Origin of the sequence: Halomonas sp. BC2 (assembly GCF_002078115.1) — a bacterium.
Lineage (GTDB): Bacteria > Pseudomonadota > Gammaproteobacteria > Pseudomonadales > Halomonadaceae > Vreelandella > Vreelandella stevensii.
On record NZ_LFGT01000029.1, the window covers coordinates 23,822 to 40,345 of the forward strand.

General features: G+C 55.7%; 17 protein-coding genes and 1 pseudogene. 4 read left to right on the plus strand and 14 right to left on the minus strand.

Annotated elements, in window-relative coordinates:
- On the plus strand, positions 1 to 962 hold a 962-nt coding region (locus B7L71_RS17800), incomplete at its 5' end, for a flagellar basal body rod C-terminal domain-containing protein (protein WP_283160420.1).
- A gap of 15 nt (positions 963 to 977) precedes the next feature.
- Positions 978 to 2,219: pseudogene (flgL, locus tag B7L71_RS16225) on the plus strand (flagellar hook-associated protein FlgL).
- 53 nt (positions 2,220 to 2,272) lie between these two features.
- Here the strand turns inward: flgL and fliR are convergent.
- From fliR to fliF, 13 genes are all read right to left on the minus strand, one after another.
- Positions 2,273 to 3,064 (minus strand): flagellar biosynthetic protein FliR, encoded by a 792-nt coding sequence (gene fliR / locus B7L71_RS16230; protein ID WP_016915693.1) that lies wholly within the window; start codon positions 3,062 to 3,064, stop codon positions 2,273 to 2,275.
- A gap of 3 nt (positions 3,065 to 3,067) precedes the next feature.
- Positions 3,068 to 3,337: a flagellar biosynthesis protein FliQ gene (fliQ, locus tag B7L71_RS16235; RefSeq protein ID WP_081139170.1), complete on the minus strand. Its 270-nt coding sequence runs from the start codon at positions 3,335 to 3,337 to the stop codon at positions 3,068 to 3,070.
- A gap of 28 nt (positions 3,338 to 3,365) precedes the next feature.
- Positions 3,366 to 4,154, minus strand: coding sequence for a flagellar type III secretion system pore protein FliP (fliP, locus tag B7L71_RS16240; RefSeq protein WP_081139171.1), 789 nt, complete (start codon positions 4,152 to 4,154; stop codon positions 3,366 to 3,368).
- Positions 4,151 to 4,588 carry a flagellar biosynthetic protein FliO gene (gene fliO, locus B7L71_RS16245; protein ID WP_081139173.1) on the minus strand — a complete coding sequence of 146 codons (438 nt, stop codon included), beginning with the start codon at positions 4,586 to 4,588 and terminating at the stop codon, positions 4,151 to 4,153. Before fliO ends, fliP begins: the two co-directional genes overlap by 4 nt.
- Positions 4,585 to 5,103, minus strand: coding sequence for a flagellar motor switch protein FliN (fliN, locus tag B7L71_RS16250; RefSeq protein WP_081139174.1), 519 nt, complete (start codon positions 5,101 to 5,103; stop codon positions 4,585 to 4,587). Before fliN ends, fliO begins: the two co-directional genes overlap by 4 nt.
- Positions 5,100 to 6,155: a flagellar motor switch protein FliM gene (gene fliM / locus B7L71_RS16255; RefSeq protein WP_081139176.1), complete on the minus strand. Its 1,056-nt coding sequence runs from the start codon at positions 6,153 to 6,155 to the stop codon at positions 5,100 to 5,102. Before fliM ends, fliN begins: the two co-directional genes overlap by 4 nt.
- Positions 6,156 to 6,176: 21 nt before the next feature.
- Positions 6,177 to 6,650: a flagellar basal body-associated protein FliL gene (fliL, locus tag B7L71_RS16260; RefSeq protein WP_081139177.1), complete on the minus strand. Its 474-nt coding sequence runs from the start codon at positions 6,648 to 6,650 to the stop codon at positions 6,177 to 6,179.
- A gap of 161 nt (positions 6,651 to 6,811) precedes the next feature.
- A complete protein-coding gene (locus tag B7L71_RS16265) occupies positions 6,812 to 8,062 on the minus strand; it encodes a flagellar hook-length control protein FliK (RefSeq protein ID WP_081139179.1) in 1,251 nt (416 codons plus the stop codon).
- An 18-nt stretch (positions 8,063 to 8,080) separates the two neighbouring features.
- The gene (gene fliJ, locus B7L71_RS16270) at positions 8,081 to 8,533 is read right to left on the minus strand and encodes a flagellar export protein FliJ (protein WP_016915702.1); all 453 of its coding nucleotides are present in this window, start codon (positions 8,531 to 8,533) and stop codon (positions 8,081 to 8,083) included.
- The gene (gene fliI, locus B7L71_RS16275; protein WP_081139180.1) at positions 8,534 to 9,922 is read right to left on the minus strand and encodes a flagellar protein export ATPase FliI; all 1,389 of its coding nucleotides are present in this window, start codon (positions 9,920 to 9,922) and stop codon (positions 8,534 to 8,536) included.
- Positions 9,923 to 9,926: 4 nt separating this feature from the next.
- Positions 9,927 to 10,682 (minus strand): flagellar assembly protein FliH, encoded by a 756-nt coding sequence (locus B7L71_RS16280; protein ID WP_081139182.1) that lies wholly within the window; start codon positions 10,680 to 10,682, stop codon positions 9,927 to 9,929.
- Positions 10,675 to 11,679 (minus strand): flagellar motor switch protein FliG, encoded by a 1,005-nt coding sequence (gene fliG / locus B7L71_RS16285; RefSeq protein ID WP_016915705.1) that lies wholly within the window; start codon positions 11,677 to 11,679, stop codon positions 10,675 to 10,677. Before fliG ends, B7L71_RS16280 begins: the two co-directional genes overlap by 8 nt.
- Positions 11,672 to 13,429 carry a flagellar basal-body MS-ring/collar protein FliF gene (fliF, locus tag B7L71_RS16290; protein WP_081139183.1) on the minus strand — a complete coding sequence of 586 codons (1,758 nt, stop codon included), beginning with the start codon at positions 13,427 to 13,429 and terminating at the stop codon, positions 11,672 to 11,674. Before fliF ends, fliG begins: the two co-directional genes overlap by 8 nt.
- 255 nt (positions 13,430 to 13,684) lie before the next feature.
- Here fliF and fliE point away from each other — a divergent pair, with 255 nt between their 5' ends.
- Positions 13,685 to 14,011: a flagellar hook-basal body complex protein FliE gene (fliE, locus tag B7L71_RS16295; RefSeq protein WP_081139185.1), complete on the plus strand. Its 327-nt coding sequence runs from the start codon at positions 13,685 to 13,687 to the stop codon at positions 14,009 to 14,011.
- A gap of 145 nt (positions 14,012 to 14,156) precedes the next feature.
- Here fliE and B7L71_RS16300 read toward each other — a convergent pair whose 3' ends face one another.
- On the minus strand, positions 14,157 to 14,507 hold the full coding sequence (locus B7L71_RS16300; RefSeq protein WP_016915708.1) for a flagellar protein FlaG: 351 nt from the start codon (positions 14,505 to 14,507) through the stop codon (positions 14,157 to 14,159).
- Positions 14,508 to 14,760: 253 nt separating this feature from the next.
- On the opposite strand from B7L71_RS16300, the gene B7L71_RS16305 reads away from it, so the two are divergent.
- A complete protein-coding gene (locus B7L71_RS16305) occupies positions 14,761 to 16,452 on the plus strand; it encodes an HD domain-containing phosphohydrolase (protein ID WP_081139186.1) in 1,692 nt (563 codons plus the stop codon).
- Positions 16,453 to 16,524 lie beyond the last annotated feature (72 nt).

Here is a 16,524-nt window from a genome sequence, read left to right on the forward strand (position 1 = left end):
TAGGATACAGCTATAAAGGCAATGCCTCTGAAATAGCATCCGTTGAATTCGATACTGATAATATTGATGAGCTACGCGCTACAGACTACACCATCAGTTATCGCAATGACGCGTATAGCGTGACACGTAATGACAGTGGTGACGAGGTGGACTTCACATTGGATGGCGGAGTACTGTCCTTTGGTGGCGTTAATGTTGCCTTTGAGAGTACGCCACAGAATGGCGATAAGTTCGAAATTCAGCCTGTTCGTCGCGCCGGCCAGGATATGAAGGTGGCGATTACGGACGGGGATAAAATAGCCGCAGGTGATGCAGGCTTAGACGGTGAAGAAGGCAGTTCTCTTACTTCATTTAAACACTCGGGTGATTTAGCCGTTGATGATCTAAAGATGTCGCCAGGGGCATTCTCTAACCATAAAGAGTATACGTTAAGGCTGGATTCAGAGGGCAAGTTAACAGTAACACCACCGGATTCGACGATCCGCATTGATGGTCAACCTTTTGATGTAGATAATAGCATTTTAGATTTAGAAGAGAACAAAACGGTTGAAATAGATGGGATGAGCTTTACGCTTACCTCTACCTCACTCCCGGCCACTGATGAAACGGCGACGTTGACGGTTACCGAAAACATTATCGCGGCCTCGGGTGATAACCGTAACGCATTAGCTTTGCAAAAGTTGCAGAGTGAGGCAGTGGTGGGAGGCTCAGCCTCCGTTAGTTCTGCCTACGCCTCCATTGTGAGTGATGTCGGTAACCGTGCCAATATTACTCAGGTTAACCTGGACGCGCGTCAAGGACTAACCGATCAGCTGCGCGCGGTGCAGCAGTCTGAGTCTGGTGTAAACCTGGACGAAGAGGCTGCCAATCTGATTCGCTACCAGCAGTACTATATGGCCAATGCGCGTGTCATCGATACGGCGGGCTCTATTATGGACACCATTTTGAACTTGCGGAACTAACAAGAGGCTTAGGCGATGCGTATCAGTACGGTCACCATGTTTGAGCAAAGCACGGCGTCTCTTAACCGCCAGCAAAGTGATTTCTTGAAAGTCAGCCAGCAAATTGCCAGCGGTCGCCGCGTGGTGAATCCCTCGGATGACCCGCAAGCAGCGTCACGTGCTGTCGGTGTCGACCAGTCGAAAGCGATCACTGAGCAGTATGCGGCTTCGCGTATCTCCGCACGTAACTCTTTGGCCCAGACAGAGAGTATTCTTAACAGTATTAAGGATGGGATTATCAGTGCTAAAAATTTGCTCATTCAGGCATCTAGCGACACATTGAGCGATGTCGACCGAGAGTCCATTGCCAGTGAGCTGAAAGGCATCTATGAAACGCTGATTGGTCAGGCTAACGCGACGGATGGCAACGGTCGCTATATTTTTGGCGGCTACAAGGATAATGCTCCGCCATTTGTGAAGTCGGCTGATGGCAGCGTCGAGTATGTCGGCGACAGCAATGGCCGTGAGCAACGTGTTGATGCATCGCGTTTAATGCCGGTTACAGAGACTGGCGTAACTGTTTTTCAGCAAGTGCCCAGTGGCGCGGGTTATGTAGCTGAAGCTAACGCTGCGAACCTTGGCAGCGTAACCTTTAGCGGCCCACAAGTGGTGAGTGTGAATGCCCCTGACTATGGGGATAGTTTTCGTATAAGGTTCGATGAGAACGATGATGATGAGCCAATTTATACCCTGCAGAGGTTTGATGGCTCGGATTGACAAGATGTTGTTGGACAAGTTGAACAGCCCTACGATCCCAGTGGGCAACAGTTGAGCTTCGGTGGTGTTAGTGTAACGCTGAGTGGTGCCTCAGAAGCTGGCGATGAGATTCTCATCGCTCGGTCGGGCAGTGAGCAACGTCCTGCGGATCTTTTCCGTACTATGGAAGCTGCAATCCGAGTTCTGGAGACGCCTGCTGAAACGGCCAGCGAGAAGGCCGCGCTGCGCAATACGCTCAATACGTCCATGCGTGACTTGGACAATGCGATGGATAATGTATTGACGGTACGCGCTCCTGCTGGCGCAAGGCTCAATGAACTGGATGTCATCGATGCGGTGGGCAGCAACCGGATGCTCAACTATGAACAAACGCTATCTGATCTTGTAGACCTTGATTATGCCGCGGCGATCTCTGAATACAGCCTGCGACAGATAGGCTTGCAGGCAGCACAGCGTGCGTTCGTCGATGTCAAGGGAATGTCGCTGTTCGATTACATGTGACACATGTCTTGTCACGTTGATAAACGCCCAGCCACTCCTCTAGTGGCTGGGCGTTAGTTTATGGGGGCCATGGCTTCGATCAGCCCTTGAGTAAACATGATACCTTGGCTAAACAGCTGTTGAAGAAAGCTGCCAAGATCGGTCATCAAGACCATCAGCAGCGTCAGGCCCACCAGGATGGACGTGGGGAAGCCGATATTGAACACCGTCAGCTGTGGTGCCGAACGGTTCAGGATGCCCAACGACAAGCTAATAATGAGCAGGGGGCCTGCTAGTGGCAAGGCTAGCAGCATGCCGGAAGCAAAGATGGTGCCTGCATAGCGGGCAAGCAGCTCAAAAGCGCCAGGGTTTAGTGTCCCGATACCGATGGGCAGCGTGACAAAGCTCATGATCAGCGCTTCCAGCACCATCAGGTGGCCATTGAAGGCCAGAAACATCAACAGTGTCACCATATAGAGAATGCGCGATAACACCATGATGTTGGTGCCACTAGACGGATCAAAGAAACTGGCGAAGGCCAGACCCATTTGCAAACCAATGAATTCGCCCGCTGCCTGCACCACGGCAAATATGATATGCATGACCAACCCAATGGCCAGCCCTATCAGCATCTGCTCGATGATGATACCCACGCTTGCCCAGGACATGAGCGCAACCTCTGGCATAGGGGGTAGCAAGGGAGCGATTACCACCGCGATGACGGCAGCGAGTGCCACTTTGACCTGATTAGGCACGCTGGAGTGGCCCCACAGCGGGGAAGCGGTCATGAAGGCCGTAATGCGCACGAAGGGCCAGAAAAACGCGACTAGCCAGCCCTGTAGCTGGGCAAAGGTGACCTCAACCACGGCCTACATCACCATCGCGGGAATATTACTGAATAGACGGTGTGTGAAGTCCGTGATCAAGCCGATGAGCCAAGGGCCTGCCACGACCAGTACGGTGAATACTGCAAGAATCTTGGGGATAAAGGTCAGCGTCATTTCGTTGATCTGCGTGGCGGCCTGAAACAGACTGACCAGCAGGCCGACGAACAGGGCGGCCAGCAGTATGGGGCCTGCCAGGAGTAGCATTACCCGCATACCCTGGTAAGCAAGGCTCATTACCATCTCTGGCGTCATGTTCGTTCTCCTTATCGGCCTGGCGGTACTAAATCATGTAAAAGCTCTCAGCCAGTGAGCCGATGATCAGTTGCCAACCGTCCACCAGCACGAACAGCATAAGCTTGAAAGGAAGTGAAATCGTGACGGGGGGGACCATCATCATCCCCAACGACATGAGTGTACTGGCCACCACGAGGTCAATGATCAAGAAGGGAATGAAGATCGTAAAGCCAATTTGAAACGCGGTTTTCAGCTCGCTGGTGACGAAAGCGGGGAGCAGTACACGCATGGGAAGCTCTTCCGGGCCTTGCATCGGGCCTATGTCGGCCAGGCGCACGAAAAGCGCCAGGTCAGGTTCCCGGGTCTGTGCCAGCATGAACTCTCTGAACGGAATTTGTGCCTGGAGTAGGAACTCTTCAAAGTTGATCGCTTCCTGAGTCAAAGGCACCCAGGCCGTATCGTACACCTGGCTGATAACGGGCGACATGACAAAAAAAGTCAGAAATAGCGCAATACCCAGCAAGACCTGATTAGGGGGCGTGGCCTGGGTGCCCATGGCGGTTCTCAGCAGGCTCAGTACGATGATAATGCGCGTGAAGCTGGTCATCATCAGCAGCATGGCGGGCAGGAATGCCAGTGAACTGAGGAAGAGCAGGGTTTGCAGAGACAGCGACCACTGTTGGCCACCATCGCCTGTTGGCTGTGAGGTCAGGCCGGGAAGCTGCTGCGCCTCTGCGGGCACGCAGAGCAGAGAAAACCAGCAGCCCAGTAATAGCAGGCTGAGGAACCATTTCGGTAGTGCCAGAGAGCGAAACAAAAGCAGAGCATGCGTCATGGTTTGGGCTGAGAGTCGGTGGAGTGCGGGGTGGCGGAATGCTTATGACGATAGCCGGCCAAGGCGCTGCTGAAACGTTGAGCAAAAGGCGCTGGTGAGCCTTCTGGATCAGGCTGCGCACGATCTTCGGGAGCGGGGCGCTCCTGGAGCTTGGTGACTTTCCCGCCACTAACTGCCAGCACCAGCCAGGTATCCTCGATTTCGACGACCACGACCCGCTCTCGGCTGCCAATGGCGGTGCTGCCCACGACACGTAGCTGCGCCCCATGGTCGTAACGATGCTGCTGCCAGCGTTTGAGCAGGGCAGTGCACACCAGTATGATCGCAATCACCAGAACCAGTGCAGCAGCGGTCTTTCCGAGGACGGCCATGCCGATAAGGGCATCGCCGCCGCTTAACGCGTCCACGGGCGTCGATGTCGTCGCGACACTCATCGGTTGAGTTTATGAATGCGCTCGGAGGGCGTGATGATCTCGGTAATACGAATGCCGTACTTATCCTCGATGACCACGACTTCCCCCTGGGCAATCAGGTAGCCGTTGATGAGAATGTCCATGGGCTCACCCGCCAGGCCCTCGAGCTCAATGACAGAGCCCTGGGCAAGCTCCAGTAGCTGCTTGATGGTGAGCTTTGTACGGCCAAGCTCAACGGTGAGTTTGACAGGGATATCCATGATCATTTCCAGATCACGGGTGGCACCACTGCTCTGTTCACCATTCAGAGGGAGGAAGACATCGTCACTGGCTGGCTTGGCCATGGGAGCTTCTTGTTCAGGCTCTTCACTGGCATCCGTTTGTTCGGCAGCCTCTTGCTCCGCCATCGCGGCAGCCCAGGGGTCATCATCGTCACTGGCGGCATCGGCGCTGGACGATGACTCTTCTTGTGCAGACATGGCTTCCGCCCAATCGTCATCAGAAACTTTTTGATCGGGTTTGTTTGGGTCTGTCATGCTTTGGGTTCCTTGGCTTTCTGTCGCGTTGAACCTTTAATAAAGTCCTGGGACGATACGTTATTCATGGCAGCATGGTCGATCAAGCGCAGAACGCGCAGTGCGCGCTGCTGCCGCTGGCTGCCGTACTCACACTCCATGACAGGTACGCCATCGACCCGCGCGGTAATCGTGGAGGGGATATCCATCGGCAATACATCGCCTTTTTTCAACCCCATCACGTGGGCAATGCGGCTGGGGATCTGAGCGAACTCTGCAATGAGTTCGACTTCAGACTGGCGAAGCTCGCTGGCCATGCGTCGTGTCCAGGTGCCGTCGCTGTCATGGTTGCTGTCATTGATCGGGTTGACCAACAGGTCTCTCAGCGGCTCGATCATGGCGTAGGGCATGCAGATTTGGAAGCTGCTGGATAAATTACCGACTTCGATATTGAACTTGGTATTGACGACGATCTCGTTGGGCGAGTTGGTAATGTTCGCGAATTTGGACTGTATTTCCGAACGCAGAAAGTGTACGTCCAACGGGTATACGACCTTCCAGGCTTCCTTATAGGCATCAATGGCGAGGTTCAGCAGGCGCTGAATGATACGTTGTTCGGTATTGGTGAACTCGCGGCCATCTGATTTCGTCACGAAGCGTCCATCACCGCCAAACAGGTTGTCTACCACCATGAAGACCAGGTTCGGGGGGAAGACCACCAGTGCGGAGCCACGCAGTGGCTTCATCGATACAATATTGAGGTTTGTGGGCACCGGGACGTTGCGAGAGAATTCGCTGAAGCTTTGGTAACGCACTGACTCGACGGTAATATCCGAGCTGCGACGAATCAGGTTGAACAGCCCATTACGAAAATAGCGCGCAAATCGTTCGTTGATAAAGTCCAGTGCATGCAAACGCTCCCTGATGACCCGGTGTTGAGTCGACGGGTCGTAGGGGCGTATGCGCGCTTCATCTGATGTGTGTGATGACGTAGCGGTCGGCTCATCATCACCACTGACGCCCTTCAAGAGAGCATCGATTTCTTCCTGGGACAGTAGATCGTCCTGCGACATGAACGGCTCCAGTACCCGGGATTATTGAACGATGAATTCGGTGAACAGCACTTCCCGGAGATCCAGGGGCGGCTGATTCTCAGTCAGGGGAACCGATAAACGACTGATAATGTCCTGAGCCAGCGCTTCCTTACCTTCGGTGGAGGTCAGCTCACTCGCTTGCTTGCCCGACAGGAGAATCAGCAGGCGGCTGCGTACCTGGGGCATGTGCTCTTCAATGATGGCTTTGCTCTGTTCGTTGCCTACGCGTAGTGTAATACCGGTATAGAGCAGGCGTGACCCGAAACGATCATCGGCCAGATTGACAGTAAAAGGTTCGATGCGCGTAAAGACAGGTGGCGTCGGCGCGAGCGTCTGCTGCTGGGTTTCGCCTTCGGCTCCGCCCTGCTGGTCAAGAACGAGATAGATAGCCGCTGCTGCCCCTGCGGTGGAGAGCAATACCAGCATGATCATTACTATAAGCAGTTTTTTAGATCCGCCGCTTGATTCAGCCATTGTGATTCCCATGGTATTCATGCATGACACTCACCAGGCATTATGCCGAACGGGTGTGATCATGAAGAAACGAACAGGCTTATTGGAATAGCCTATCTCTTGGTTTAGCAGGCTGCTACTTTCGACAGCCCATGCTCCCTACTATGTACCTGGCGTTTTTCTCAGGCATATAAATCTACCCGGCCGTCCAGCGTGGTCGTCACCATGCTGTTTGTCTCTACTTCCGCAGCAACGTCCTGTGTGCTAGTCCCATGCTGTGTGCCTGTTTCCGGGTTTTGCTGTGAAAACGCTTGGCCGCTTGCATTTTGTTCACCGACAGAAGCATCAGTCAAAGCGATACCCTGTTCAGCCAGAATTTCTCGCAGTTGTGGTATAGCTTGCTCGAGCACTTGGCGGACCTGTGCGTGGGCCGTCAAAAAGTGAGCCTGGGCGCCATGCTCCGTCATTTTTAAAGAAATGGAGAGTGGGCCGAGTTCAGCAGGGTGAAGATTCATTTTCACCTGCTGTTCACCGCCAAGTTGGGTAATGTGAACCAGTTGCTGCCCAAGCTGTGATGGCCATGAAGGGCTTGAAACGGGCGCGCTTAGGGTAGCCTGGGTCGGTGTAATCGATGATGCTGACACAGAGGGCACTGCATTGTTAGGCGCCATTAGTGAGGGAGCTGCTGGCGCGGAACTCTGGGCGCCCTCTGGCGTTGCCAGACTCTGTATGACATTGGTGGGGGCAGTGTCAAAGGAGCTGCGTGCTAAAGCATTAGCCGTATCGCCTGTCAGGTTGGCATAAACACTTGTCGGCGATAGCAGCGGCTGTTTAGCTTGAGCGTCCAGCGTTTGGTAGATATTTGCAGTGCTATTACTCGCTATAACGAGCTGGCTAGTCACTGGGTTTAGTGATTGCAGCAGGGGTAGAACCTCGTGCTCTTCCAGTGACAGCTGTTCGGCAATCGAGCGAATAGTTGCTTCAACCACTGGAGGAGCGGGTGTCGTAGCAGTCTCCGTTTGATATGAGGTCATCAATGTTAGCCGCTGCGCGATTTCCTGAAGCTCGCCCTGAGAGGGCAGGGGTGCATCTAATGAGACTAACTCGGAGGATGATCGCTCAGCTTCGGACAAGACACTTGATGCAGGGGCGCTGCTGAGATAACCCATGAGCGCCTCGAGAGCCTCTGTATCCAATTGAATGCCCAGTGCATCAAGGGCGCTTGAAAAAGATGCAGAAGGAAGTGCATCTGATGAAGCGGTGAGCTGCGCAGATGGATTCGCTGCGTGAAGTAGGCGATGTTGTCCTTGCGATGCCAGCTGCAGCGTCTGGCGAAATAAACCATTGTTAGGTGAGTCACCTGAGGTTCTGGAAGCACTGCCTGTGGTGCTAGCATGGCCCTGACTCACGGAAAGTAGCATGTCGATATTCATATAAATCCCGGCGCCACGTTACAGCGGCTTATCAGGGCTCTGACGAGCCATACGGTTAGTGACCAACTCATCGTTGGCTTTCTGTTCATGCCTTGCCTGCCGTCGATGCTCTTCCAGCAAGCGTCGTGAGGCCAGTGTATCGTAAGAAGAGAGCCGACGCTGCTCCTGCTGCCAGTTCTGCTGGCTTTGCTGTACGCGTTTCTGTTGCGCTGCCAAGGCTTGACGTGCTCGGCTCAGTGCCGCATCAAGAGACGCCAGAAACTGCTGATAGTTATACATGGTGGCAGGGTCGATACCTTCTCTCATCGCCTGCTGCAGGCGTTCGGCGTACTCCACACGATAACGGCTCAGTGACGCTAGCTGCGCCTCCGTTTGTTGTTCCGTTTGGCGCTCCTGGGCTAGCAACTTTCCCGCTTGGTCCCGCGCATCACGCGCCAGGTCGGTCAGCATGTCGATCTGATGGTTACTCATTTAGCCTCCCACCACCGTGCGTAGCGCCTGGCGAGACTCGGCCAGCGTTGCGCACTCATCAATGTTTTGTTGTAAAAAGCGCTCCAGGCTTGGAAAGCGGTTGACCGCCTCGTCCAGTCTGGGGTCGTGTCCTGGGCTATAGGCGCCCACACTGATCAGGTCTCGGTTGCGTTGATAGCGCGAGAAGATCTGCTTGAAGGTGCGTGCTTCCTGCTGTTGCTCGGGCGTGACGATGGCCGTCATGGCGCGACTGATCGAGGCTTCGATATCGATGGCGGGATAGTGACCCGCCTCTGCCAGGGTGCGCGACAGCACGATATGGCCATCCAGTATGGCGCGGGCAGAATCGGCAATGGGATCCTGCTGGTCGTCGCCTTCCGTCAGTACGGTGTAAAAGGCAGTAATAGAGCCGCCGCCGCGCTCTGCGTTACCGGCGCGCTCTACCAGCCCCGGTAACTTGGCAAATACGGAAGGTGGATACCCCTTGGTGGCAGGAGGCTCACCAATGGCCAGCGCAATCTCGCGTTGGGCCATGGCGTAGCGGGTAAGCGAATCCATGATCAGCAGGACATTGCGCCCTGAGTCGCGAAAGCTCTCCGCAATGCGCGTGGCGTAGGCTGCCCCTTGCAAGCGCTGCAACGGGGAGGTGTCCGCAGGTGCGGCGACCACGACGGCACGCCGACGACCTTCCGGGCCCAGTATGTTGTCAATGAAGTCCTGCACTTCGCGGCCACGCTCGCCAATCAGGCCGACCACGATGACGTCCGCTTCGGTATAGCGTGCCATCATGCCCAGCAGGACGGATTTACCTACGCCGGAACCCGCAAACAGGCCCATCCGCTGCCCTCTACCCACACTCAATAGCGCATTGATGGCACGAATGCCCACATCGATTTGTGCTTCGATGGGCGCTCGAGACAGCGGGTTCAAGGGCCTCGAGCTGAGCGTCGTGCGTGACGCTTCCTCGAGGTTTTCTCGGTCGTCGAGGGGCGTGCCGTTGCCATCGAGTACCCGCCCAAGCAGTTCGTCGCCCATTGGGAAGCGGCGCGCGCTATGCCCGTTGCCATCGACCAGCGGTGTGACACGAGCGCCGGGCATCAAGCCGGAAATCTCTTCGAGCGGCATCAGGAAAAGCTTTTCGCCTGAAAAGCCAACGACTTCCGCTTCGGCAAATTTATCGCTGTCGTTCAAGCGACCATCGGCGCCGGGTAATTCAATGTGGCAGGCGCTCCCTACGGCGACGCGTAACCCGACGACTTCTATGACCATGCCCGTGGCCCTGACGACCCTACCGCTGGTGCGGTAGTGAGGCAGGCGGCTGATGCGCTGAGTGGTGCGCTGAAGGGCTTTGCGCCAGCGGTGCTGATGCGGGCAGGAGAGCGTGTTCATCGTATCAACCTGCGGAAGGAGCGCTATGGCGCTTGCGCAGCTGTGTCTGGACGCTTTGCCAGCGACTTTCAAAGGTTGCGTCCAGCTCCCCTTGAGCGCTGGTGACTCGGCAGCCTCCACGGGAGAGTTGATCATCAGGCTGGAGTACCCACTGGGCAGCCTCTAGCTCACTCCCCAGGTGTTTTTCAACGAGGGTGTGGTCTGTCGGGTTCAGCCAAAGGCGCTGTTTGCCCACCAGAGGCGGCTCAGTGTGTAGAAGCTCACGCACGATCTGCAGGATGTGGTCAGGGTGTTTATCAAGCGCATCACCAGCCAGCTGCTTGCCAGTCGCTAGCGCCAGCTCGGCAAGATCATGGGCGATGGTGTCGTCCAGGCGCTCGAGTGCCTCGGAAAACTGCTTTGCCAAGGATGCCAGTGGCGCTAACGCTTTTTGCAACTGTGCATTGAGCTCCTCGGTCGCTTGTGCACGGCCCTCCTCAAGGCCCTTGGTCAGCCCTTCTTCATGGCCGCGTGACAGGCCGGCCTGGTACCCCTCTTCTTCGGCCGCCTCGCGAATCTGCTCATAAATTCTTTGACGCTCCTGCTCTTCACGGGCGCGTGCTTCTGCAGCGGCTCGTTTAGCCGCTTCGACCTTGCGTTGGTGTGCCGTTGGGCCTTGTCCGCGGTCATTATCCGACGCTTGTGAGGCGAGCAGCTCCTCCATTTGCCAGCGGCGCCACTGGCCGTGGCGGTCGAACTCAGGTGAGTGAGTATTAGACATACTCATCATCTCCACCGGCTAGCACAATTTCGCCTGAGTCGGCCAAGCGCCGCACGATCTGCAAAATGGCTTTTTGCTCGGTTTCCACTTGCGACACCCGGATGGGACCGCGGGCTTCCATGTCTTCGCGTACCAGATCGGCAGCACGCTGCGACATGTTGCGCAGGAACTTGTCCACCAGTGCGTCCTGGGCTCCCTTGAGTGCCACCACCAGTGAGTTGGTCTCCACCTCCTGAAGCACCATCTGAATGGCACGATTGTCCAGGTCGAGCAGGTTTTCGAACAGGAACATTTCGTCGATGATTTTTTGTGCCAGATCTTCGCTGTGGGAGCGCACCGTCTCGATGGCGACTTCTTCCTGGGACGAGTTCATCAGGTTGAGGATCTCGGCAGCCGTTCTCACGCCGCCCATCTTGCTGCGCTTGAGGTTCTGGCCGTCCAGCATGCTGGTGAGCACTTCGGTCAGCTCCTGCAGGGCTGCCGGTTGAACACCGCTAAAGGTGGCAATACGCAGTACGACATCGTTGCGTAGCTTCTCTTCGAACAGTTCGAGAATGTCAGCCGCCTGGTGACGATCCAGATGTACCAGAATGGTCGCGATGATTTGTGGGTGCTCGTCACGAATCAGCTCGGACACCATGGAGGCTTCCATGAGGTTGAGCGCATCGATACCCGAGTTGTTGCCCGTAGATTCGAGAATGTCCTCGATCAGGCTGGTGGCGCGCTCGCTGCCCAATGCCTTGGTCAGGACGGAGCGGATATGCTCGCTGGAGTTGAGGTTCAGCGCGACAAACTCTTCGGTTTCCCGATGGAACGCCTCCAGCACGGCCTTCATATCTTCATGCGACACTTGATGCAGTCGTGCCATCTCGGTGCTGATCTCCTGCACCTCGCCGGCGCTGAGAAACTTGAATACCTCGGCGGCGCTGTCTTCGTCCAGGGCCAGCAATAGAATGGCGCTTTTACGTGCTCCGCTCATCTCCGTGATGCTAGTCATTGGCATTCATCCAGCTGCGGATAATCATGGCCACCATGCGTGGGTCTTCCTGGGCCATTTCGCGCAGATCATTGAGATTGTGTTCATACAGTGATGTCTTGCGTCGACGTTTGGGCTTGTCGCTGTAGGTGTCCCCGTCATTGACATCACCGTCTCTTTCATCAACATCACTGTCATCGTCACTGCCGACACTGGTGTTCAAAATACCACCGGGCGTCGCTGTGGCCACCAAAGGCGGCTGTGTGTAGCGTTTGATCAGCGGGCGAAGAATCAACCAGTAAAGCAGGAAAGCCACCAGCGCCACCAGCAAGTAGCGACCCAAATTGGCTGCCATGGCCAATGTGTCTGGCTGCTGCCACCAGACGGTTTCGGTGCGTGGGTCTTCATCGATAGCAAACGGCGTATTGACAATTTCGACCTGGTCTCCGCGTTGACCAGAGAACCCCATGGCTTGCTGAACCAGGCGCTCCAGCTGTGCCACTTCTTCAGCACTGAGGGCGACTTGCTCGGTCCCCCCCTCTTCATTGGTGACCGTACGGAAATTCACCACCACAGCCGCTGTCAGGCGCTCTATCTGTCCCAGGCGGTGCTGGATGTGCTCGATGCTGCGATCGACCTCGTAATTGACGACATCTTCCTGGCGCAAGTTGCGCAAGGCACCTGGCTCAGTTGTCGTATCCTCTGCATTGTCATCGGGTTGGTTGATAGGGGAGGGGGCAACGCCTGGCGGCGTATTACTCAGCGCGCCGGGAATGCCTGACGCCAGCGGGTCATCTCCATCGTACGACAGGCTTAGCTGGCGGCTACGTACGGCTGACTCGTTGGGGGTCTGGTTGGGGCGATAGCGTTCTGAGGTCTCTTCGCGGCGCGAAAAATCGATTTGTGCAGCGACCTGCGCGCGGACGTTGTCGCGACCTACTATCGGCAGCAGAATGTTTTCGATGCGCTGCTGATAAGAGCGCTCGACTTCCGTAATGTAAGCAAGCTGGGTGCCGTCCAGGTCATTGCCCTGCTGTGAGTTAGCGGTCAGCAGACGCCCATTTTGATCCACAACGGTTACGTTTTCGGTGGAAAGCTCCGGAACACTACTAGAGACCATGTGGACAATGGCGCTGACCTGTCCCTCTCCAAGAACGCGCCCGGGCAGCAGTGTCAAGACGACGGACGCCTTGGCGGGCTCTCGGTCACGTATGAAGACAGATGGCTTGGCCATGGATATGTGAACGCGCACGCGCTCCACGGGGCCCAGAGATTCAATCGAGCGTGCCAGCTCGCCTTCCAGACCGCGTTGAAAATTGACCTGTTCGGCGAACTGACTGATCCCGAAAGCCTGGTTGTCCATCAGTTCCAGCCCAAGGTTGCCGCCTCTGGGAAGCCCTTGCTCGGCAAGCTGGAGTCTTAACGTGTGTACTTGAGCGCTTGGCACCAGTAGGGCCTGACCGCCTTGACCGAACTGGTAAGGCACGCCGCGGCTGTCCAATTCGGCAATGATGCGCCCACCGTCCGCTTCGTTCAGGTTGCTGTAGAGTACACGGTACTCTGGGCTGCTGGCCCACATGAAAAGCGCAGCCACCACCGCGATGGAAGCTGCTGAAGCGATCAAGACAACCACCAGCGGATTGCCTCGCAGTTGCTTCATTGCGCGTTCGAGGGCTGATGGGGATGCGGATTCGCTAGAAGACACCCCGCTTTGCGAAGCGTTTGCTGTCGTACTGTTTGGACGGCCTGCCGTAGCACCGGTTTCGCTCATGCATCCCTCCAGCAGGGTTGGCAAAACGGGTGTAGGCCCAGGCGCATCACTAAAGAAGGCATAGGCTCTTTCCGTCAATCGCGGTGATCCACCAAAAAACAGGGCGGAATTATGATGAACGCCATTATGATGAGGTGTGTCCACCATAAATGAACGAAAAGCCTGGCTTTTCGCGCGCATTTGTTCGTATGAGATGGGCTGTGTCAGTGGTAGGCTCCTGCTAACACATTAAACGTCGCGATATGAGGAGTTGGTATGAGTTCGCCCTCCCTACAGTCTGCCCTTCAGCAAATGCATAGTCTGGCGGCACAGGCTGCCCAGCCCGTTCGTGGTGAGCAGGTCTCGACGGTCGTGGGGCAAGCTGGATTCGGCAGTGAACTACAGGCGTCTATCCAGAGAATCAATCGTTTACAGCAGTCAGCCAATGCCAAGGCGATGGCCTTTCAGGCGGGAGAGCCGAATATTGAGCTCAACGATGTCATGGTGGATATGCAAAAAGCCAGCGTGGCCTTCCAGATGGGTATGCAGGTGCGTAACCGGTTGGTGACTGCTTACCGAGACGTCATGAATATGCAGGTGTAAGGTGACGTACAGAGCGTGATGCTGTGGTGCCGCAACGCTAGAAAGCGCCATCAGTAGGAGCGCTATTTTGTAGTGTTTTTGTCCTGTGGCTATCGTGAGGTTCACTATGTTATGGGGTTGCCAGCGCAAAAGAGCGCTGGCAACGTCATACGTTCAAGGAAATCAGGTTGCCCTGTAGCTCTCCCAGTCGCTCTGCCATCGTAATGACCTCCTCGGCAGGAATTTGGCGAATGACATCGCCGGTTTCGCTGTCGATGACGCGGGTAATGATGCGTGAGGAGTCCTCGCTGATATCGAACTCGAGTCCGCGTGCCCTCATGGCTTCATTGATACGCTGTATCGGTTCCAGGAGTTCTTCCCTTGTCGTGCTCAATGCCAACGACTGATGTTCCTCCTGGGTGGGGGCGGTCAGCTCGGGAGGCGTGCGTATTGGTCGCTCCTGTGAGCCGGGAATACTTGACGTGGCGACCGCTAGGTCGATTGGCAGTGGGCCCATAAACAACGTTCCTCTTTGCTAAGCCATTCAAGGCTGGGTAACGTAAACTTAGAGGTCGATGCAGGTGTTGGATAGCCTCCAACAGAGTTATCGGCGAGATGTTCACAAACTTTATCTTTTTCAGTATAGACAAAAAGAAAAGCCTGATAGGCAGTAATCGGCATGCGGAGCCATTGGGGCTTCTGCTATGCTCGGTTCCCTTATATCAAGGGTGGGTTCACATGACCACCGCGGCTGTGAAAGCGAGGCACGCATGGCAGTCCAGCAAGATGAGTATGAACGTATTTCAAATCCATCCGCCATCAGTTCTCTGCTGAATACCATGATAGAGGGTGGTGGGGTGTCGCTTTGCCTTGATACCCCGGAGGCGCGTCCAGAGCCCATTGTATTAATGGAGCAGCACGAGGGTGAGACGCTGGTAATGGACTTGTCTTCCGTTGACTATTTGCTGTATCGCTTGGAGCAAGGCGAGCGTTTCTTTCTGCGGGGGCAATCTCAAGGCAAGGTGTTGCGTACACCGCTGCTTGCCCTCACCGAAACGCGCCGTTCTGGTGGGCGTTTTTTATGCTGCAGTGAATATCCGGACTCCGTAGATGTGCTTCAGCGGCGTGAGTCATATCGCGCTGAGCTGCGTATGGGCATGGTGGTCTCCGCGACCGTTTATGGCGCAGGCGAAGAAGGAGCGCCAGGCGAGTTGCGAGACCTCTCTCAGGATGGGTGTCAGCTTGAACTGCCGTTGACAGCGAGCGGCGTGCTAGCCGAGTCATCGGAGCCCATGCGTCTGGTGTTGGCATTTCCAGACGGTACTCAGTTCGAAGTGCATGCTATCGCTCGCCATCAAAAAATGGATCCAGAGCGTCACCTGTTACGCGTTGGCTTTCGTTTTGCAGGCTGCACCTCCGAGCAAGAGCGGCAGATCTGGTACTTCGTATGCGAAATCGAGCGGGAGGCTGCTCGCTACAAGAAGGAAGCCCAGGAGGAGCGTCAGCCCTCTCCGCTGTTCGCACAGCCTGGTAAGCGTGTGCCAAACGGTGAGCAGGTGGGGCGGCGTGACATTCGTCGTTACGCGACGCCAATGGCAAGGCGTGTGGTTAAAGTGGCAGCCTATCTGGATGCTCAGTTGCTGATGCTGACACAAGGCCATGATGTTGACTCACGACAGCTATCGCGCAATGCCGACCGTATTCTGCAGCTTCATGAAGAGGATCGCGAGGCGCTGCTGTTCGCGTCGCGCTGCTTGTCCATGGAGCCACTGTTGGTGCGGCATGGTATTGCCGTAGCGGTTCATCTGCTGGATCTGGTGGGCGAAAATGTGCCGCGTGATGTGCGCAAGGCAATCGTTGCCAGTGGTCTGGTGCATGATCTGGGGAAAGCGCTGATACCTCAGGTGGTCTTCAAGGCGCCCAATTTCGAGCCCCGTCATCGCCACATGTTGAGTGAGCATGTGTCGCTGCTAATGGCTCGATTGAAGACTTGCCAGTGGTTATCTGCCACGGTGGCGCAGGCGGTCATTGGTGGCATTAACGAGCGCCTCGATGGTAGTGGCTATCCTGATGGGCTGACCGGGAGCGATATCACTGAGCTGTCTAAAGCGAGTGCCGTGGTGGATGTAGTGGAAGCGATGAGGCGGGATCGGCCGGACCGACCGGCGCGAACTGCCCAGCAGATCTATCGACACCTGTTGAATCATCCTCATCAGTTTGATGTGCGATGGATCAAGCGCTACATCGAGCGCTTCAAAACGTTACCCATTGGCTCGCTCGTGCTGTTTTCCAGCGAACAGCTGGGATGGATTGTTCGCCTGGATGACGCAGGCGCACCTTTTGAAGTGGCGTTGACCCAGCAGGCGGAGCCACCCATGCGTGAAAACTTGCTTGGAAGCGTGCGGGGTGATGTGCGTGAGCGGCTTGGTAAGCCGATGCGAGAAGTTGCTGTCTCTACTTGAGCCCGTACCGCACCTTTGGAAAGTCACCTGTCGTCAATGAAATAGTGTCGGTACTTATTAAAGTCTGCTGAC